We start from the raw sequence: 19919 nt of genomic DNA, 5'->3' as shown, positions 1-19919 counted from the left end.
GTCAGCCCGCCAGTTCCACCAGGATAATCTGGTCGCCATAATCCAGCAGATCCTGGAGGAAACCGGTATGCCGGCAGCCGACCTGGAGCTGGAGATAACCGAAAGCGCCCTGATTTATGAGGTTGAGTCCGCTATCGTCACAATGTCTCAGCTGATCGGCCTGGGCGTCAGCATTTCCCTGGACGACTTCGGTACCGGCTATTCCAGTCTCAGCTACCTCAAACGCTTCCCCATCGACACACTCAAGATCGACAAATCATTCATTGCCGAATTTACGACAGACCCTGGCAGCAAGGTGATCGTCAACACCATCATTGCCATGGCTCACAGTCTGGAACTGAAGGTCATTGCCGAGGGTGTCGAGACCGAGGAGCAACTGGCAATGTTGTACGAGCGTGGTTGCGACCAGGCCCAGGGCTACCTCTTTTCCCGACCCTTGCCTTACGAGGAGGCAATAGCCAAGGCGCGGCTTTGATGGTTGTGTAGAAATCCAGCATCTGACGTTGCTGATAACAGGAGCACCCAAATGACCGGCCCTCTGGACGGCGTCCGCATTATTGACCTGACCGCGATGATATCCGGCCCTCTGGCAACCATGATGCTGGCGGACCAGGGGGCGGAAGTGATCAAGGTGGAGAACCCGGCAGGCGGTGATTTCACCCGCTCCGCCGCCAACCGCCAGGGCGGTATGTCAGCGCTGTTTCTCAACAACAACCGCAACAAGAAATCGGTGGCGCTGAACCTGAAGGAGCCCGAGGGACGCGAGGCACTGTTGAAACTGGTGGCGACGGCTGACGTGTTTGTACAGAACTTCCGGCCCGGCGTCATAGCGCGTATGGGCCTGGGCGAGGAGGAATTACGCAAGGTGGCGCCCGGGCTCATCATGGTGTCTGTCAGCGGTTTCGGAGATTCCGGCCCCTATGCCCAGCGCCCGGTCTACGATCCGCTGATTCAGGGCCTGTCGGGTCTGGCCACGGTGCAGGCCGGCGCTGACGGGCGGCGCCCGCAACTGGTCAGAACCATCCTGCCGGACAAGCTCACCGGGGTGACCGCCGCACAGGCCATTACCGCGGCGCTCTTTGCCCGTGAGCGCACCGGCGAGGGCCAGCACATCCGGCTCTCCATGCTGGACGCCATTGTCGCCTTTCTCTGGAGTTCGGACATGGGCAGCCAGACCTTTGTTCACGGTGACCTGCCACAACAGGAAGCCGCCAGCTTCCAGGATCTGATTTACGAGACCACCACCGGCTATATCACCATTGCGGTCCAGAATGACCGCGAATGGCAGGCTATCATCCGCGCACTGGAGCGGCCGGAATGGGCCGGGGACGCAAGATTCAGGACCGCAGAGCTGCGGCAACAGAACATCGATGCCCGGCTCGAGCTGATTCAGTCGGTCATCCGCACCGATTCCGCGGAACACTGGCTGGCCCGGCTTGAGCAGGAGCGGGTGCCCTGCGCCCCGGTCCTGACCCGTGCTCAAATGCTGGATCATCCCCAGGTCCGGGCGAACGACCTGTTGCTGAACTACCAGCACCCGCAGGCCGGGCTTATTCGCCAGAGCCGTGCTCCCTCCCGGTTCTCGGCAGCGCCGGACCATGACTGGCAAGGTGCTCCGACCCTTGGCCAGCATACCCGGGCCCTGCTGACCAATTGTGGATATTCCCCGGAGGAGATTCAGGACATGATCGATTCCGGCACAGCCGGCGGCTGACCTGCTCAGTTATCCCGCAGTAAAACCGCCGGATCAAGCCGCATTGCCCTCAGTGTTGGCACCAGGCCACCGAGCAGGGCAAGTGCGCTGACAGTCCCGGCAACCACAGCGCCTGTCCACCACAGGTCTGCTGCCGGTAACTTCAGCGCGAGGTCTGCCACCGGCAGCGCAATCAGCGAGCCGAGGCCTGTCGCAAAAACAGTCGCCAGCAACGTCAGCAGTCCGGTTTCGAGCAGCATGGAAAGCCGGATAGCCTGATGCCTGGCGCCGAGGCAGTGCAGCAGGTTGGCTTCATACAACTGGCGCCTGCGGCTGACGCTGACCACGCTGGACAGCACCAGCAGGCTGGCCATCAGGCTGACGGTGGCCACGGCTGCAAGTCCGGCGGCGGCCTTGTTGAGCAGGCCGCCGGCGGTTTCAAGCCAGTCGGCGGTGCGCAGGGTGATGACGTTGGGGAGATTGCTGGCCAGCCATTGCTGCGACTCCCTGGCCGCCGGGTCGCTCTGGTAGACCGCGCCGACGTACAGGCTGATCAGCTCGTCCAGGGCACCCTCCTGAAGAATACCCTCAAACCAGAACCGGGTCTGCAGGCCTTTTTGCCGGTAGATAGCCCGGATCTCGGCGGCAATCGGCCGGTCCTGCGCGGTAAACTCTATCCGGTCGCCAACACCCAGCCCGAGCTGGTAAGCCTCCCGGTCTTCCATCGCCATAAAGGCCGGCTCGCCCGCTGGCGCAGGTTGCGACCACCAGTTGCCCTCGACCAGTTCCAGGCCTTCGGGATTGCCCGACAGGTAACTGAGCTTGTATTCATCACCCATGGCTTCGCGCCTGGCCGGCGGATCGTCGGCGAGAACAGCGGCAACCGGCTTCCGGTTAATCTTCGCCAGACGGGCACGAACCATGGGGAGCAGTTCTGTCGTGCTTGAGGGGTCAAGCGACTCAAGGCCGGACTCCAGCGGATCCATCTGGTCCGGAAACACCTCATAGAGAATCAGCGCCGGCGCATCCGCCGGTATTGTGGTTTCCAGCGCCCGCAGCAGGGTGGTGACGATCAGGGTGCAGGCCACCACCAGGGTCAGCGCGGTACCCAGCGAGAGCAGTGTTGCCCGCAGCGGCGAGTCCGGCCGGTGCAGGTTGGCCAGCGCCAGACGCCGGGCAAAGTTACGATCGGCAAAGCCGCTGTTTTCCAGCGCCCTGGCGACCCGCCGCAGCCCCTTGATAATGCCCTCCAGCAAGCCCCAGAGCACGATAACAGCCAGCAGGAACAGGAACCCCAGTTGCGGCGATGGCAGCCAGAACAGGGTTGCGGAAATATAGACCGCCAACAACAGATAACTGGCTACCCGCCAGCTCCGGGGCTCATGACTGGCAGCCCTGACCTGGCCCCGGAAAAGCCCGGCCGGTGAGGCCGCAAGCGCCCTCGCCAGCGCCGGTAGCGCGAAGACGTAAGCCGTCAGCACCGCAAACAGCCAGCTCAGAAGCAAGGGTACGAACCACAGCGAGATCCAGTCACCTGCCCCACCCGGTCCGGCCAGGTCATAGGCATCGCCGGCCAGGCCTATCGCCAGCGCAGAAAGCCCCAACCCGATTCCGCCGCCGATCAGGCCGGCCAGACTCCCCAATATACCGATCTGGAAAAGATAGATACCAACCAGGGGTTTACGGCGCAGGCCGAGGGTCTGCAGGGTCGCAATGGTACCCAGCTTTTCATCCAGGTAGGCATGTATGCTGTTGGCCACTCCCAGGCCGCCGATGAACAGGGTGGTGAAAGCGATAAGAATGAGCGCGGTTGCAATCTGGTCCAGCCGTTCGGAGATCCGTTCACTGCGCTCGGCAAAAGTGGTGGTGTCCCAGTCCGGCTCCGGGAAAGCCTGTTCGAACTGTTCCAGCCAGACGTCCAGATCCTGACCGGTCTGCACCCGGTACTCGTAGTCGACGCGGCTGCCAGGACGGATCAGGTTGGTGGCATCCAGCGCCTGATCGGAAATCATGATCGGCAGGCCACGCCAGTTGGCCCTCAGATTGCGGTCCGGCTGTTCCTCAATCAGGCCGCTGATGCGAAAGGTCGCCGCGCCAATCTGAATCAGGTCACCGATGGACTGGCCCAGCCGTTCGGCCAGCATGGGGTCGATAATGGCGCCCCAGAGCCCGTCTTTCTGTTCATGAAGCTCCTGACGCGGCTGGTCCGGTGACAGTTGCAGCTCACCGTAGAGCGGATAAGCCGCGTCCGGAACCAGAATTTCGGCCCGGAAAAAACCCTCACCGTCGGGGCCGCTGACAATGGTGTCGAACTCACGAACCAGCGAGATGCGACCGGTACCGCTGATCCAGTCCAGCACCTCATCGGGTAGAGGCTGATTGGCGTCAAGCTCGACATCCCCGCCCAGCAGTGCCCGGGTATCGGCCAGCAGGCTCTGCTCGATGACCCGGTAGAGACTGGCCGTAGCCGCCACCAGGGTGACGCCGAGGATCAGGCAGGCCAGAAAGACTTTAAGGGCGGAGATGCGTGAGCGCAGATCGGCGAACGCGAACTTCAGCATCCACAGCGGTCGGGCGGCGGTTTCAGAGCTCATAGAGGCGCCCGCCCTCCATCCTGACCCGGTGATTACAACGCCCGGCGACGCGCTCGTCGTGGGTCACCAGGATCAGCGTGGACCTGCTTTCCTTATGGAGATCAAACAGCAGCGACAGTACCTTTTCGCCGGTTTCCCGGTCCAGGTTGCCTGTTGGCTCGTCCCCCAGCAGCAGACTGGGCTGGTGGACAAGGGCACGGGCAATGGCAACACGCTGCTGCTCACCCCCGGAGAGCTGTCCGGGGTAATGCTGCAGCCGATGACTCAGGCCCACGGCATCCAGCATCGCGAGAGCCTGTTCCCGGGCGTTTGCCTGGCCGGCAATTTCCAGTGGCAGGCTGACATTGCCAAGCGCGGTCAGGCCGGGCAGCAGATGAAACGACTGGAAGATGATGCCGAGGTGCGCACTGCGCCAGTCCGCCAGGGAATTGGAATCCATGTCGCCCAGGCGCTGGCTGCCCACCAGGATTTCGCCGCGGTCCGGGCGTTGCAGGCCGGACAGCAGCAGAAGCAGTGAGGTTTTGCCGCTGCCAGACGGGCCGGTAATCGCCAGTGTCTCACCCGGTGGCACCGTGACTGAAGCACTGTTGAGCACCGAAACAGTGCCGGACTCTGTCGGGTAGGCGAGGTGAATATCATTCATCTGGACGCGGGTGGACACAAGGGCACCTTTCTGTTGATCCCGGATTTCGCTCGCAACACAACCATGAAATAAATCTGACTGCCGCGAACCGCCATGAGCGTAAGCTAGAATACGTGCCATTGGCCAGACCGGCGCAACCCGGTTGGACCGGATTCTGAACGAGATGCGACGCCAACAGACAGCTCGGGATCATGTAGAATGGCGATATCACTCTAAAGTTTGGAGGTCTTATGGATTCGACTCGGAAGTACACAGCCGAAGCACCCCCATTGCAGGAAGTGCAACAGACCCGGGGGCCGCTCGTGCTGGAATTCGGCACCTCCTGGTGCGGCCATTGCCGCGCTGCCCAGCCCTATATCAACGAGGCATTTACCTCGGGCCCGGACCTGCCACACCACAAGATTGAGGATGGCAAGGGCCGGCCTCTGGGCCGCGCTTTCAGGGTCAAGCAATGGCCAACGCTGATTTTTCTGCGTGATGGCGAGGAGGTAGAGCGTCTGGTCCGTCCTGCGGATTCGGCCTCCATTACCCGCGCTATGGCGAGGATCGAGCAGAACTGAACGCAGTGGGCTGAAGACCTGGTGTGGCGAAGCCGCAACCGGCACAATGGCATTCAACCGGATTAAAACAGAATAATAACGGGGACAAAAATGACAGCCTACGCAGTCGGACAGATCACCATAAAAGACCCTGTCAAGTGGCAGGACTACAGGAGCAAGCTTCCGGGAACCCTGCCCCCCTGGGGCGGGGAACTTGTGCTTCGCGGGACGCGGGCGAAAGCGCTCGACGGGGAGCAACGCCATACGGATATCGTGGTGATCCGCTTCCCGGACCTGGACTCCGTGGTCAGCTGGCATGACTCACCGGCATACCAGGCGCTGGTTCCGCTTCGGAAAGAGGCCGCAGAGGTGGACCTGATCCGTTACGAGGCCGACTCATAGGAGCGCTCCAGCTCCTCACGCACCGCCTGTACAGCGCTGTCGGCGATAAGCCCTGCACTGGCTGCATGCTCCGCCATCGCCAGGTTGTCAGCGGCCAGTATCAGGTCGCAGCCGGCCTCACCGGCTTCACGGGCCAGCCTGTCAATGGCCTCCGAACGCTTGTCGCAATTACTGACATCGCGGATATAAATGCCCAGTATACGGTCGGGATCTTCCCGCAGAATGCGGCTGTAGACCTCCGGGTCACGCTGCCCGGAATCACCAATCAGAATAAACCGCATGTCCGGGTACATCCCGAGGATATGACGAATCGCATCCCGTTTGTGATCTTTCGCCCGTCGCGGCAGCGGGCTGCCGCGCTTCATCCCCCACTCCCGCAGTATCAGGATCGGCCCATGGGGAATCTGGTTACGGCGAAAAACCTCCGCCAGCACCTGGTAGATACTCCAGGGCGCCCGGGACACATAGAACAGAGGGTTGCCCTCATGATGATCGCGGCCGGCATGGAAGCCCTGGTACAGGGCCGGGACTCCGGCATAAACCACACGGCTGTCAGCACCCTGAGCAAACAGGCGCCACATCATCCTGGCGGTATTGGCAACGCCGGTGTAGACCACGGTATCGTCGATATCGCTGATCACCCCGTAACGGGCATGGTCGGGCGGAGTGAAGAACTCGCCGGTGGTAGCCGCACGCTCATCGACAGGGCTGTCCAGTGACAGCTGCATCTCGTGCCAGGAGACATCCGACGGCATGATTCCCAGTTCCATATCGACGCGGAAGAAACCGTGCCGGTCGGTGTGAACCACCGTATCAGTGTTCTTGTACTTTATCCGGACCTGCGCCCCGGTGATGGGCTTGCGCATCAGCCTGCGAACCAGATCAATGAGATCCTGGCGCAGCAGGTCCTCACCCAGCGATGCGCCGAAGCCCGGCTGGCTGAAAACCCGCCCCATCAGAAATAGCCGGTTCCGGGAACCGTAACCCCGGTAAGCCTGAATAAACAGCCCGCCCCGGCGGTTGTCGCCCTTTACCGGGGCCGCCAGGATTCGCAGCCCACGACGAAGAGCCCGGGCATGACGGTGCAAGCGACGATAAAACGACATCAAATCCTCTTCCGACAGAAATGGAACCGCGCACCCGCGTTATCAGTGCCGGGTAAGCCAATCGTGGATCTGCTCGTATATTTGCGGACTGTTGAGCAGATCGAAGTGATGAACTCCGTAGCACACGCTTTGCCTTGAGGCCGGGATGGCCAGCGTCCGACCGGCATCGTTGTGCAGTCCCAGCGCGCTCATGACGGGCACCAGCCCGTCGCCACGAGTGCAGACGCCGGCAGAATCAGGCTCGGACTGTATCGTTGCCGCAATCGCAAAACAGTCAGTGCCCTCCGGGAGCGCCACAGTTACCCGTGCGTCATGACAGTGTTCTGGTTCCCGACCCTGCCAGTCCTCATCCAGGATACTGCCGTAACGCAGATCTTTTACGCCGGCGCTACGGATTTTCCCCAACCGTCCTGTCGGGGCGACGTACGGGCTGAAGCCCGCAAGTGTGTCAACCCGGTTTCCGGCACGCTCCAGTGGTGAACCGTGATGCGGAGTGCCCAGAAAGACCAGCTTGCCCAATTGATCCGGCCAGGTATGGCCGGCAGCCCGCCCATAATGGCACGCACTGCGCGACAGCAGGCCGCCCATGCTGTGGCCAACAATGACCAGCTCATCTACCATCACCGGCCATTCCCGAACCAGCCGTTCAAGCAGGTCAGCGAACTGCCTGCCGTTGGTGGATATGTGCCGGCCACTATTGTAATGCAGATACAATGGAGTATAGCCATGGGCGCGGGCCAGTTTATTGCCGTGATTATGGTCCCCGCGCTGCCACATAAGATCATTCATGCACAGGCCGTGAACCATCACCAGCAGGCGATTCGAGGGATCGGGAAAGGCTCTGCCCAGCGAGTCCCGCTCAAGGCAGAGGGCCTTGCCATCCTGGCGAAAGCTCATGGCAATGGCCAGAGGATTATCAGTGGCGACCAGGTAATCACCCAGCACGCCATTAATGCTGGCCAGCACGGCTTCACGCTTACCTGGACCGCCCTGGGATGCGATCAGATTGGCCAGCCGGTTTTCCAGCCCGGGTGGCAACTGTTTCAGGGCCAGATCCACACCGGCACCCACCGCCTGGGAAACCTTTCGCACACTGCGGTAGACCAGGCCGGTAATTCCCCGGGTGGGGCCTTCACGGCCAGGGCCGACAATCGGGGCCAGACCGGATATGTTGCGATGCATTGCTTCCACCGTATCCGCCAGACCGCTGACTCCCACTGTGACCAGTTGGCCGGCACCCCGCAGATGTGAAATCAGCGCCTTATCCGCTTTGCGGCGATCAGTAATGGCTGGATTATCATCAGTAGCAATCGGATCCATCATTACCATCGCCTTATCCGCCAGTATTGGCTTCACTGTATCACTGCAGTTACGGCAGGATCACCAGGTGGTTGGGCAGCTCGTTACGCTCGTGAGTTGCAGGCAGATGCTCTTTCAGCATGGTTCCGCAGGCCGCGACGCAGTCCAGAAACCCCTGGCGCGTCTCTCCCTCGCGCACTCTGGCAGTGAAGTCCGCCACTATGCCTTCCCACACTGCGTTATCCAGCACTCTGGCAATGCCTTCATCCACCAGAATTTCGACATAGCGTTCGGCTTCGGAAACGAAAATCAGCATGCCGGTGGCGCCGTCGGTGTGATGCAGGTTCTGCTCCAGAAACTGCCGCCGTGCCAGGTTGGAGGCGCGCCAGTAACGGACCTGCTGTGGAATCAGGCGGGTGTTGATGCCGGGTATCCGGAACAGCAGGCTGAGCACGACAAAACTGCCCCACTGCACCAGCAGCAGGATGTCGGCGCTGAACCAGTTACCGAAGTAATTGCCAATACCCGGTACCAGCAGCGCCAGAATGCCTGCCCAGACCAGGGGAATATAGCTGTAGTTGTCGGACCGGGCCGTCAGCACGGTGACCAGTTCGGCATCGGTTTGCCGCTCCACTTCATTGATCGCAGCGGCAACGGCTTCCTGATCACTTTTGCTCAGTAATGTCATGATGCTTTGCTTCTCGATTCAGTGGTTAAAGAATTATCAGCTCCGGAAATCCGGCGCGGGGGAATACCGATGCCAGGCTACCAGCCACCGGAGGCACCGCCACCGCCGAAGCCGCCACCGCCGCCGCCAAATCCACCGCCTCCCATGCCACCGCCACCACGGCCGCCCATCAAACCGCCGAGCAGTGCCGCGCCCAGAAGCGCGGCGCCGCCGCGTCCACCACGGCCACCGCGACTGCCGATAACGAAAATGGTCGCCATCATGATCATGAAGAGCAGCGCCACCATGCCGGCGTTGGGCTTTTCCTGGCCTGCCTGGCCTTGCTGTCGCTGGGGAACAGCCATCGGCTTGCCGCCGAGGACCTGAATCATGGCTGCGGTGCCATTGACAATACCGGTCTGGAAATCATTCTGACGGAACGCCGGGGTAATTACGTTATTGATGATGACAGCAGACTGGGCATCCGTGAGCCGGCCTTCGAGACCATAGCCTACTTCGATACGGATCCTGCGTTCTTCCTTCGCCACAATCAGCAACGCGCCGTTATCCTCGCCTTCCTGACCGATACCCCAGTGTCGGCCCAACTGGTACCCGAAATCTTCAATCGGGTAGCCCTGCAGATCCGGCAGAGTGACCACCACAACCTGTTCAGTGGTGGCCTGTTCATGAGCCTGTAGCATCCGGGTCAGGCGGGTTTCGGCTTGCGGCGAAAGCATTTCGGCGCGGTCGACCACCCTGCCCGTGAGCTCGGGAAAATCTGACGCTGACTGGGCCCAGAGAGTGGCGGGCAGCAGTAGCAGTAATGTCAGCGTCAGACTTTTGCGGAGCACCCGAACCATCAGAATTCCACCGCGGGTGCGTCTTCCGCATTTTCGGTAGTCGCTTCAAAGCTGGCGCGGCGCTCGAGATCGCTATACAGGATGCTGTGCCAGATTTTCCCCGGGAAGGTGCGAAGCTCCGTGTTATAGCGCTCGACCGCCTGAATGAAGTCCCGGCGCGCGACCGCAATACGGTTCTCGGTGCCTTCAAGCTGAGACTGCAATGCCAGAAAATTCTGACTGGATTTCAGCTCCGGGTACCGTTCGGACACAGCCATCAGGCGACTCAGGGCGCTGCTGAGCTCACCCTGGGCCTGCTGGAACTGCTGCAGCTTCTGGGGATTGTTGAGGATGCTCTCGTCCGCCTGGATCGAGGTCGCTTTGGAGCGGGCCTCGATCACCGCGGTCAGGGTTTCCTGTTCCTGGGCGGCGAAACCTTTTACGGTTTCCACCAGGTTGGGAATCAGGTCGGCCCGGCGCTGGTACTGGTTTTCCACCTGGGCCCAGGCGGCGGTGACTCTTTCATCATAGGTGGGAATGTTGTTGATCCCACAGCCGGTGAGAACCAGGACCAGCGTCAACAGCGATGCCAGTTGCCAGAAACACCGCGGAAGGAATGGCTTGGAGAGGGTTTGCATAGTGCTCTGTCCCTGGGTTCGTTGTGTTGATAAGGGAAGATTCCCGTCCGGGGCGGCGGAGCCATCGGAATACCCGATTGATGGGGGCAAGGCGACTGTTTTCAAGTTAGACAGCGCCCGAGCACAAACAGCTACTGCGTCGACAGAATCTCTTTTGCGGCCCGAATCCCGGACTGCAGCGCCCCATCCAGGTAGCCCATCCACTCGGTCGCGGTTTCCGTGCCAGCCCAGTGAATCCGTCCGCACGGCTCCCGGATCGCGTCTCCATAGGAGGTAATCGCGCCGGGGGGCATATGCGCCACGTAACAGCCCTGGCTCCACTGCTCTCGTATCCAGTCCTGCTCCACGTACGCAATCGGTTTTGCAGCGTCCGGGCCAAAATAATGAACCAGATCCTTGAGGACCTGTTGACGACGGGTTGCTTCAGATTCATCGCTCATCGCAATGGCATGGTCTCCATCAATGAAACCCACCAGCACGCCCAGGCTCTCGTTCTCGGGGGACTGATCGAATACAACATTTAAATGCCGGTCATTGCTGATCACGGCGCCATTGAGCCCGCGCTGGCGCCAGAATGGCCGCTCGTAGGCCACATGTATCTTTATCACAGAACCCATGGGCATGTGCCCGTGCAGGGCGTTCCGTTTTGCAGGTAACGGCGGATAAAATGCAATTCTGGAAGCGAGTCCCGGCGGCACCGCCATGATCAAATGGTCGGCCTGACACTGTTCATCTTCGGTGAAGACCGTGACACTGTGAGTGTCCTGCTCCACGGCGATAACCGGCGCGTTCAGCCTGACAGATTCGCCCAGGTGCTCCGCCATGAGCCTGGGGATCTGCCAGGCCCCACCTGCAAATTTTGACTGCTGGGCGCCCCCTTCGACACCAGTCAGGGTTTCAAGGCCTTTCCCCTGTCGCAGGTATTCGAGAAAAAAAAGGTAGGAAATGTGATGGGATTCTGTACACAGTACCGCGCGGGAAACGATACGCGCGAATTCTCTGGCGTCTGCTGTGCGCACATGCTGCAGAGTCCAGCTTTCCAGAGTGTGAGCATCCCACTCCTCTGCCTTCGTTGCAGTCCAGGGTTCCCCGGAGACCGGCAAGCTACCGGTCTGTTTTTTCCAGCGGCGCTCAAGCAGCCCCAGTTCCAGAAGTGAGACCAAAGACAGTTTGGGGATATCCGAAGTGTATCTGCTGACCTTGCCATTGAATGACAACAAGCTGGCCCCGCGAGTGTACTGGGGGCAGGTTTTTACACCCAGGTCGCTTGCCTGTGCCAGTAGCAGTTTCTGTTGCGGACCAACCCACTGGCCGCCGAGGTCAATGGGCTGGCCGCAGATTTGACCGGCCATGGACCGACCACCCACCCGATCCCGGGCTTCAAGGACGAGCACCTGCCTGCCCGCTGACTGCAGTTCCAGCGCCGCCTTGAGCCCGGCCAGACCGGCTCCGACAATGATGACATCGTGCCTGCAACCGGCCTGGTTCATGGTTCGGATTTTACGGGTCTTTCCGGTGGCAATTCAGGGACATTGAGCTGATATTGGTCGAGGATCACGTCGAACGTGGAGTCTGCCCTGACGGACCTGAGTGCCTTATCAAAAACCGGAACATAACCCGGATCGACACGACGCTTGGAGAAAGTCACGTAGGTGGGAGAGGTTGAAACCACGAGAGGCATACCGGAGTCCTTTTCCCGCACAATGTGGATTTCATCTTCCAGGCCAAGTTCCTTGAGATAATACAGAGTGGGCAGCAGATCCCCGATAAACACATTGGTGCGATCAGCCCTCAGCAGGATCAGGCTGTGAGGGATGGTCTGGGCCACTTCCAGCGCCCGGAAAGGAGGATCCTGTAGCATCCTGTCAAACCGCTTGCCGTAGTAATAGCCAAGCTGGGTACCAACCCGCAGTTCAGAAGCTTCTTCAAGATCCCGGGACAACGCCATGGGCTCACTGGCAAAGAACACATAGGTCTCATCGATCAATACCGACTCATTGTACATCCCCCAGGCCTGACGTTCCTCCGTCAGACCGGCATTGAAAGCAGCGTCGGCATTGCCGTCAGCGACCTCCTTGAGCACCCGTTTCCAGGGATAAATCCGGAATTCGACCTCGTGCCCCGTCCGGCGCACGGCCTCGCGTATCCCCTCCACCAGGACCCCGACGATTTCGCCATTCTCGTCGGTATACGCCAGCGGCGGATTCTCCAGCGTGCGCATCTGCAGCGGTTTGCCGGCGGTCGGGCGCGGGCTGTCGGCTTGATTGTATTCGGCGTGAGCGGGAAGGCAGAGCAAAAAAGTTGTCAGCCCAAACATCAACACCGTGGCTTTGGCCAATGTCTGTCTCCCTAATCCTTGTCGGGTGTACCCGGTTCTGTTTTCTCCTGAGCCAATATAGCGGTTTTTGATGATTTTCGCCTGTGGAACCGGGTTGTTTTATTGTCGTCAAAATGTAATGAGCAAAAACGGTCGCCTGGTTCCGTTTTCTGCTGCAGCCTCCGGCAGGCTTCAGCCAGGACACCACAGTGCCGCTGAATGCGACCTGAATAAACGTAAAGCAAAGCGAAGAAGTCTGACCTGAAACTTTAACCACTGAGTCATCGGCCCTTTACCTCTCTCGAAACAACGCTTTTATTGGTAGACTCTGGAAGATCATCAAAACGACACTGTTCACCTGAGGATTTTTCAATGACGATTCAGGAAGAATTGCAGACGACGATTCGTGAGCTGGTTCAGCCCGGCAAAGGCGTTCTGGCAGCAGACGAGAGCAATCCGACCATTGCCAAGCGTTTCAAGGCGGTTGGTGTGGAAAACACAGAAGCCATGCGCCAGCAATACCGGAGCATTATTTTTTCGGCACCCGGGCTGAACGAACACATCAGCGGTGTGATTCTGTTTGAGGAAACGCTTGAGCAGCAGAACCTGGATGGCATTCCCATGCCCGAACTGCTGGCTAATCAGGGCATTGTGCCCGGTATCAAGGTGGATCAAGGCAAAGGTCCCCTGGCTAATGCGCCGGATGAGGAGATTACCTTCGGGCTTGATGGCCTGGAGGCAAAACTTGCTGCTGCCAAAGAGTTCGGCGCACGTTTCGCCAAGTGGCGCTGTGTCTTTCATATCTCCGCTTCCCTGCCCTCCCGGCAGGCCATCGGTGCCAACGCTGAAACACTGGCCCGTTACGCGGCCATCTGCCAGTCCCTGGGCATAGTGCCAATCGTTGAACCGGAGGTGCTGATTGACGGAACCCATTCCATTGAACGTTCGGCGGAGGTGGGCGAACAGGTGATTCGCGGGGTTTTCGACGCGCTCGCTCGGCACCGTGTAAACCTTGAGACCATGATTCTGAAGCCGAGCATGATCACCCCGGGCAAGGAAGCCCCGAAAGCCTCCCCCGAGCAGGTGGCGGAGATGACGATACGCACCTACCGCCGCTGTGTGCCGGCAGCCGTGCCGGGTATTTTCTTCCTTTCCGGCGGGCAGACGCCGGAAGAAGCCACGTTGAATCTCAATGCCATGAACCAGCATGACAACCTGCCCTGGACTATGAGCTTCTCCTATGGGCGTGCTTTACAGGAACCGGCTCAGCACGCCTGGAAGGGGGATATTGCAAACCGTGGGGCAGCACACCAGGCCATGGCCAGGCGCGCCAGGCTCAATGGCGCTGCGGCGCTGGGAAAATATTCAGCGGATATGGAGAAAGCAGGCCAAGCCTAGCACTCGGCCTGATTTTAAGAGCACCCGGCGGCGATCAGCAGCCAGCGACGCACTTTCCGCTGCTGCTGAATGCCATGGTCCGTCCACTCAGGGGCACGTGAACAGCCATGTTGGCCTGGTCAATAAACGCCGCCGTGCGCGTGCCCGCTGTCACTTTTCCGTTCTCGGTTGCGGCCTCATTTGCATGGGAGGCAATGACCGAAGCCGGCCTGACCAGATCATTCACCACATAGGCCGCCTGGGCAGGCCCGGTGGTGAAAGTGTCGCCAATGTTCATCACCACCAGGTTTGCCTGGTAATGATCACCCACCACAACCTTCTGCTCGGCGGTGATGCCGGTGTCACCGGAAAGGTAAGCGACCAGGCCGTTGGAAAACGTCACCACATAACCGGTAGGCGGCCCCACGCTTGCCCCGACACCGGCAGCGGCAAGATAGTCCGCCAGCGGACCGGTCAGGAACGAAGGCGACACGCCGTTGCTGTGCACGGCAGGCACCGTGGTGAAAGCTACGCCTCCGAGGGTTTTCTCGGCGCCGAACCGAACCAGTGCTGACCTGGCCGGATCTCCCCCGCCGGTTTTCAGCTTGGCCGCGAAGAAAGCGGGCATTTCGCTGCCGGTCAGTATGATGGCCTGCTTTTTCAGCGCGATGTCGATGGTGTTGGACTGCGGCAGCGTCGCTTCCGGAGTATCCGGGCTGGCGCAGGTGCCGGCATTGGTGGCGATAATCCGCCGGTCACCCACATGGTCACCGTGCATATGGGAAACCAGAATGACATCAATATCGCCAAGGCGCGGATCATCCGGGCCTGCCACAGTGCGACCGGCATCGTACAGAATCCGGGTGCCATTCGGATCTTCAAAAACCAGGGCCCTGTCGCGGCTACAGAATTCGCCATCGTGGCTGCCCAGCGGTGTTATTTTTACCCGCTGCTCGTCTGCCGTAGCCGGCGCAGCGGCACTGATTGCCAACACCAGGGCCGTGAGCAATGATGTCAGGCCGTAAGGTTTAACCGACTTTGCAACATTCATGGTGCCTCCCCTGCATTGTTTATTATTTCACCCGGTGTTTGTCAGTACGGACCAGATCTGAAATAAATGCAAACAGCAAGGCAGTGGCGGCGGCTTCAGGCTGCGCGGATCCGGCGGACAGGCTGCTGCAGGCACGCCAGCATCGGTGCCACGTCGCGGAGTTTCCGGGCCAGAGGCCAGAGTGCTTCGGCTTCGGCATATCCGCCTCGCAGATAGTTCAGCCACTGCTTAATGCGTCCGGTAACGAACCGGTCCTCAAGGCGGGTTTGCAGGGCCACGGCATAGTCTGCAATCAGAATGACCACTTCCGGCCAGGCCAGATCCGGAGCAACCTCCTGGCGCTGGCTGGCTCGAATCTGCCGCGCCAGGTCCGGGCGGGCGATCAGGCCGCGACCGATCATGACGTCGTCGCAGCCCGTGACTTCGCGGCATCGCCAGTAGTCAGCCACGGTCCAGATCTCGCCGTTGGCAATCACATGGGTATTCACCCCTTCCCGCACCCGGGCCACTTCTTCCCAGTAAGCAGGCGGCTTATAGCCGTCCACCTTGCTGCGGGCGTGGATGACTATTTCTTCGGCGCCAGCCGCTTCCAGCGCCTGAGCACAGGCCAGACCCATGGAGCGGTCATCATACCCCAGGCGCATTTTTGCGGTAACCGGCACATTCTTGGGAACCCCCTGGCGCACAGCAGCCACAATGCCGTACATCAGTTCAGGCTCACGCATCAGCACGCAGCCGCCCTTGTGCCTGTTAACAGTTTTGGCGGGACAGCCGAAATTGATGTCTACCTGGATCGCACCCAGTTCGACGGCTTTTACGCCATGAACGGCCATCTGCTGAGGGTCTGAACCCAGCAGCTGAACAGCCACCGGCGTACCCGCCTCGGTCATGGATTGGTTGTGCAGTTCGGGGGCATACTTGTAAAACACCCTTGGCGGTAGCATGCCATGAGTTATGCGAATGAATTCAGTCACGCACCGGTCAATCCCTCCGACCCTGGTGAGGGTTTCCCGGATGGGCGCGTCGACCAGCCCTTCCATCGGGGCAAGGATGATTCGCATGAGTGCTCCAGCAAAAAAACACGTCTGTCCAGCAGACTGTCGGATAAAGGGTGATCAAAAATCAGGCGGGAAGAATTGTAAGCAATTTGAGTGGAGGTTCATAGGTAGACACTCTGGCAGGGCACCCACTCAGGGGGTGCCCTGCCATTGCAGGTCTTATTTGACGTCGAAACGATCGGCGTTCATGACCTTGGTCCAGGCAGCAACGAAGTCCTTCACAAATTTCTCTTCGTTGTCGTCCTGAGCGTACACCTCTGAGTAGGCACGCAGGATGGAGTTGGAACCGAACACCAGATCAACGCGGGTAGCGGTGAACCTGGTGTTGCCATTCTTGCGATCAACTATGTTGTACGAGTTCTTGCCGGTCGGCTCCCAGCTGTTTGCCATGTCGGTCAGGTTCACAAAGAAGTCATTGGTCAGCTGGCCAACGCGATCCGTGAACACACCGTGGCTGGTGCCACCATGGTTGGTGCCCAACACCCGCATACCGCCAAGCAGAACGGTCATTTCCGGCGCCGTCAGACCCATCAGCTGGGCCCGGTCCAGAAGCATTTCTTCCGGCTTGACCACATAATCCTTTTTCTGCCAGTTGCGGAAGGCGTCCGCCAGTGGTTCCAGCGGCTCGAACGATTCAGCGTCAGTCATTGCGTCCGTGGCGTCACCACGGCCTTTGAGGAACGGCACATGAATCTCGTGTCCGGCTGCCCTGGCCGCCATCTCGATACCCAGGTTGCCCCCCAGAACAATAACGTCTGCAATGCTGGCGCCAGTGTCGGCAGAGATCTTCTCGTAGGCTTTCAGCACCTTGGCAAGGCGATCCGGCTCATTGCCTTCCCAGTCTTTCTGGGGGGCCAGACGAATGCGTGCTCCGTTGGCACCGCCGCGCATGTCGGAGCCGCGATAAGTACGCGCGCTGTCCCAGGCCGTACAGACCAGCTCATTCAGGCTCAGGCCAACTGCCCTGATGTGCTCTTTCACAACTTCTTCGATGTAGTTGGTCTCACCCTGCGGACAGGGGTCCTGCCAGATCAGATCCTCAGCGGGTACGTCCGGACCGATATAACGGGCTTTTGGCCCCATATCCCGGTGAGTCAGCTTGAACCAGGCCCGGGCGAAGCAATCCTTGAAGTAATCCGGATCTGCCATGAATTTCTCGCAGATCGCGCGGTACTTCGGATCGACCTTCATGGCCATATCCGCATCGGTCATCATCGGATTACGACGAACAGATGGATCAGTGGTGTCAACCGGCTTGTCTTCTTCCTTGATATCAACAGGCTCCCACTGGTTCGCGCCAGCCGGGCTCTTTTTCAGCTCCCACTCATAGCCGAACAGCAGGTCAAAATAACCCATGTCAAACTTGGTCGGATTGGTAGTCCAGGCGCCCTCAAGGCCTGAACTCACTGCATTGGTCGCCTTCCCCTGCAGGTTATCGTTGCGCCAGCCCAAACCCTGTTCATGGACATCGGCGCCTTCGGGCTCTGGCCCGAGCGCTTCCGCATCACCGTTACCGTGGGTCTTACCAACGGTGTGGCCGCCTGCGGTCAGCGCAGCCGTCTCTTCGTCATCCATCGCCATGCGGGCGAAAGTTACCCGGACCTGCTCAGCACTTTTCTGCGGATCCGGCACGCCGTTCACGCCTTCCGGATTCACATAGATCAGACCCATTTGCACCGCAGCGAGCGGATTTTCCATGGTGTCCGGTTTGTCTACATCCTCGTAACGGGTGTCAGACGGCGCCAGCCACTCTTTTTCCGCACCCCAGTAGATATCTTTCTCCGGGTGCCAGATGTCCTCACGACCGTAAGAGAAGCCGAAGGTTTTCAGACCGAAGGATTCGTAGGCAACGTTGCCGGCCAGAATAAACAGATCGGCCCAGCTGACCTTGTTGCCGTACTTCTTCTTGACAGGCCATAGCAAACGGCGCGCTTTGTCCAGGCTGACGTTATCAGGCCAGGAGCCGATTGGCGCGAACCGCTGGTTACCCGTGCCAGCGCCGCCACGACCGTCGGCCAGGCGGTAGGTACCGGCAGCATGCCAGGCAAGACGGATCATAAGACCGCCGTAATGACCCCAGTCTGCCGGCCACCATTCCTGGCTGTTGGTCATAAGCTCGTGCATGTCTTTCTCAAGAGCTTCGTGGTCGAGCTTTTTAACTTCTTCCCGATAGTCGAAATCCTCGCCCAGCGGATTGGACTTCCTGTCGTGCTGATGCAGGATGTCCAGGTTAAGATTTTCCGGCCACCAGGCCGTTACACCAGCTTTCTCTTGCGTGTTGGAGCCGTGCATAACCGGGCACTTTCCGCCTGAGCTATTGTTCTCTGTCATTTCTCTCTCCTGATTCGATTTGGCATAACGACACTGCGTCTGCAGAGTGAAGCATCCCTAACTATAGGACAAAAATATCGCCCTGCTCTGAGTATTTCTTATGCCCCGGATAGCGAATGTCTATCGAGGTCACCGCAGTTCAAAAAGCTTTTAGGGTCCGCGGATTTCCTAAACGTAACGCGACAGCGTTCATTCAATACAATTAATTAAAAGTACGGTTGTGAAAGTTTTTAACAATGACAAGATCAACGAAAATCAGAGTCTTTCAATTGAGGTGAACTTCCCGGCATCGTCGAAAAGAATCCGGAAACTGCCGCGGACGCCATCCTGGAGGTAAAAACGGGAAAGGATACGGGCCGGGAAACGGACAGATCGTCCGTCCCGGGCCGTGGTGTGGACATCGGTGGCAAGGCCCTGGTAGAGCTTGATCCACTCACCAGGGCTGATTGAGATATCCACAATGACCTGTTGCATCCGGCGTCAGATCAGTTAGCCAGCTCAAGCAGCAGGCGGTTCAGCCGGCTGACATAGGCGCCCGGGTCGGGCAACTGCTCGCCACTTGCCAGGGTGGCCTGATCCAGCAGTACGGCAGACAATTCGCCGAACCTGTCCTCGCCCTGCTCTTGCTCGAGACGCTGAACCAGCGGGTGATCCACGTTGATTTCGAAAATCGGCTTGCTGTCCGGCACTTTCTGACCGGCCGCCTCCATGATCTTCTTCATCTGTGCGCCCATGTCATAGTCGGCCACGACCAGGCAGGCCGGTGAATCCGTCAGACGATTGGTGACACGGACTTCCTGTACCCGGTCGCCCAGTGCGGTCTTGATGCGCTCCAGCAGATCCTTGTGCTCTTCCGCCGCCTCTTCCTTGTGCTTCTTGTCTTCCTCGGTTTCCACGTCGCCGAGATCCAGATCACCACGGGCCACGTCCTGGAACTGCTTGCCGTCGTATTCGGTCAGATAGCCCATCATCCACTCGTCGATGCGATCGGTAAGAATCAGCACTTCGACCCCTTTCTTGCGGAACACCTCAAGATGCGGGCTGCTCTTGGCGGCCATGAAGTTATCGGCGGTGATGTAGTAGATCTTGCTCTGGCCTTCTTTCATCCGCGCGATGTAATCGTCCAGTGACACGTTCTGGGCCTGCTCGCCGGTGTGAGTCGTGGCGAAACGCAGCAGGCCGCCAATTTTCTCACGGTTGCTGAAGTCTTCCGCCGGACCTTCCTTGATCACCGTGCCGAACTCATTCCAGAACTGCTGGTACTGCTCAGGCTCTTTTTTGGCCAGTTTCGACAGCATATCCAGTACGCGCTTGGTGACGGCGGTACGGATGCTGTCGACAGTGCTGTCATTCTGCAGGATCTCA

General features: G+C 59.4%; 18 protein-coding genes and 1 pseudogene. 5 read left to right on the top strand and 14 right to left on the bottom strand.

Annotated features, from left to right (window positions below; all coding sequences use genetic code 11):
- Together VJ956_RS12030 and VJ956_RS12025 are read left to right on the top strand one after the other, a co-directional pair.
- A partial coding sequence (locus VJ956_RS12030; protein WP_324085245.1) for an EAL domain-containing protein occupies nt 1–475 on the top strand: 475 nt, incomplete at its 5' end.
- A gap of 51 nt (nt 476–526) precedes the next feature.
- Nucleotides 527–1714, top strand: coding sequence for a CoA transferase (locus VJ956_RS12025; RefSeq protein WP_324085243.1), 1188 nt, complete (start codon nt 527–529; stop codon nt 1712–1714).
- A 5-nt stretch (nt 1715–1719) separates the two neighbouring features.
- On the opposite strand, the gene VJ956_RS12020 is transcribed toward VJ956_RS12025, so the two are convergent.
- Complete coding sequence (locus VJ956_RS12020) at nt 1720–4287, bottom strand: ABC transporter permease (RefSeq protein WP_324085242.1); 2568 nt, start codon at nt 4285–4287, stop codon at nt 1720–1722.
- A complete protein-coding gene (locus tag VJ956_RS12015) occupies nt 4277–4930 on the bottom strand; it encodes an ABC transporter ATP-binding protein (RefSeq protein WP_324085248.1) in 654 nt (217 codons plus the stop codon). The genes VJ956_RS12020 and VJ956_RS12015 overlap by 11 nt, the downstream gene beginning before the upstream one ends.
- A gap of 230 nt (nt 4931–5160) precedes the next feature.
- Between VJ956_RS12015 and VJ956_RS12010 the strand changes: the two genes are divergently transcribed.
- Both VJ956_RS12010 and VJ956_RS12005 read left to right on the top strand, forming a co-directional pair.
- A complete protein-coding gene (locus VJ956_RS12010) occupies nt 5161–5490 on the top strand; it encodes a thioredoxin family protein (protein WP_324085239.1) in 330 nt (109 codons plus the stop codon).
- Nucleotides 5491–5580: 90 nt separating this feature from the next.
- On the top strand, nt 5581–5871 hold the full coding sequence (locus tag VJ956_RS12005) for a DUF1330 domain-containing protein (protein ID WP_324085238.1): 291 nt from the start codon (nt 5581–5583) through the stop codon (nt 5869–5871).
- Here the strand turns inward: VJ956_RS12005 and VJ956_RS12000 are convergent.
- From VJ956_RS12000 to VJ956_RS11970, 7 genes are all read right to left on the bottom strand, one after another.
- The gene (locus VJ956_RS12000) at nt 5853–6977 is read right to left on the bottom strand and encodes an App1 family protein (protein ID WP_324085236.1); all 1125 of its coding nucleotides are present in this window, start codon (nt 6975–6977) and stop codon (nt 5853–5855) included. The two genes, VJ956_RS12005 and VJ956_RS12000, sit on opposite strands and share 19 nt — an antisense overlap.
- Nucleotides 6978–7019: 42 nt before the next feature.
- Nucleotides 7020–8300 carry a hypothetical protein gene (locus VJ956_RS11995; protein ID WP_324085234.1) on the bottom strand — a complete coding sequence of 427 codons (1281 nt, stop codon included), beginning with the start codon at nt 8298–8300 and terminating at the stop codon, nt 7020–7022.
- A 46-nt stretch (nt 8301–8346) separates the two neighbouring features.
- Entirely contained in the window at nt 8347–8964 is a 618-nt protein-coding gene (locus VJ956_RS11990; protein WP_324085232.1) for a TPM domain-containing protein, read from the bottom strand.
- Nucleotides 8965–9041: 77 nt separating this feature from the next.
- Nucleotides 9042–9803 carry a TPM domain-containing protein gene (locus tag VJ956_RS11985; RefSeq protein WP_324085228.1) on the bottom strand — a complete coding sequence of 254 codons (762 nt, stop codon included), beginning with the start codon at nt 9801–9803 and terminating at the stop codon, nt 9042–9044.
- Nucleotides 9803–10420, bottom strand: a complete 618-nt coding sequence (locus tag VJ956_RS11980; protein ID WP_324085227.1) for a LemA family protein — start codon at nt 10418–10420, stop codon at nt 9803–9805. The genes VJ956_RS11985 and VJ956_RS11980 overlap by 1 nt, the downstream gene beginning before the upstream one ends.
- Before the next feature lie 131 nt (nt 10421–10551).
- Complete coding sequence (locus VJ956_RS11975; protein ID WP_324085225.1) at nt 10552–11910, bottom strand: flavin monoamine oxidase family protein; 1359 nt, start codon at nt 11908–11910, stop codon at nt 10552–10554.
- On the bottom strand, nt 11907–12758 hold the full coding sequence (locus VJ956_RS11970) for a substrate-binding periplasmic protein (protein ID WP_324085223.1): 852 nt from the start codon (nt 12756–12758) through the stop codon (nt 11907–11909). The genes VJ956_RS11975 and VJ956_RS11970 overlap by 4 nt, the downstream gene beginning before the upstream one ends.
- A 351-nt stretch (nt 12759–13109) precedes the next feature.
- On the opposite strand from VJ956_RS11970, the gene VJ956_RS11965 reads away from it, so the two are divergent.
- Complete coding sequence (locus VJ956_RS11965) at nt 13110–14135, top strand: class I fructose-bisphosphate aldolase (RefSeq protein ID WP_324085222.1); 1026 nt, start codon at nt 13110–13112, stop codon at nt 14133–14135.
- 34 nt (nt 14136–14169) lie between these two features.
- Here the strand turns inward: VJ956_RS11965 and VJ956_RS11960 are convergent, their stop codons facing one another.
- From VJ956_RS11960 to VJ956_RS11940, 5 genes and pseudogenes are all read right to left on the bottom strand, one after another.
- Nucleotides 14170–15165: an MBL fold metallo-hydrolase gene (locus VJ956_RS11960; protein ID WP_324085220.1), complete on the bottom strand. Its 996-nt coding sequence runs from the start codon at nt 15163–15165 to the stop codon at nt 14170–14172.
- Between the two features lie 95 nt (nt 15166–15260).
- Complete coding sequence (locus tag VJ956_RS11955) at nt 15261–16226, bottom strand: tRNA dihydrouridine synthase (protein WP_324085218.1); 966 nt, start codon at nt 16224–16226, stop codon at nt 15261–15263.
- A gap of 156 nt (nt 16227–16382) precedes the next feature.
- Nucleotides 16383–18554, bottom strand: coding sequence for a catalase/peroxidase HPI (gene katG / locus VJ956_RS11950; RefSeq protein ID WP_324085216.1), 2172 nt, complete (start codon nt 18552–18554; stop codon nt 16383–16385).
- Nucleotides 18555–18809: 255 nt separating this feature from the next.
- Nucleotides 18810–19028 (bottom strand): DUF2835 domain-containing protein, encoded by a 219-nt coding sequence (locus VJ956_RS11945; RefSeq protein ID WP_324085214.1) that lies wholly within the window; start codon nt 19026–19028, stop codon nt 18810–18812.
- An 11-nt stretch (nt 19029–19039) separates the two neighbouring features.
- Nucleotides 19040–19919: pseudogene (locus VJ956_RS11940) on the bottom strand (molecular chaperone HtpG); the annotation flags it as partial.

It is taken from the genome of Marinobacter sp., assembly GCF_035268745.1.
Classification (GTDB): Bacteria; Pseudomonadota; Gammaproteobacteria; order Pseudomonadales; family Oleiphilaceae; genus Marinobacter.
This window is presented reverse-complemented; position numbering and strand designations above follow the sequence as displayed.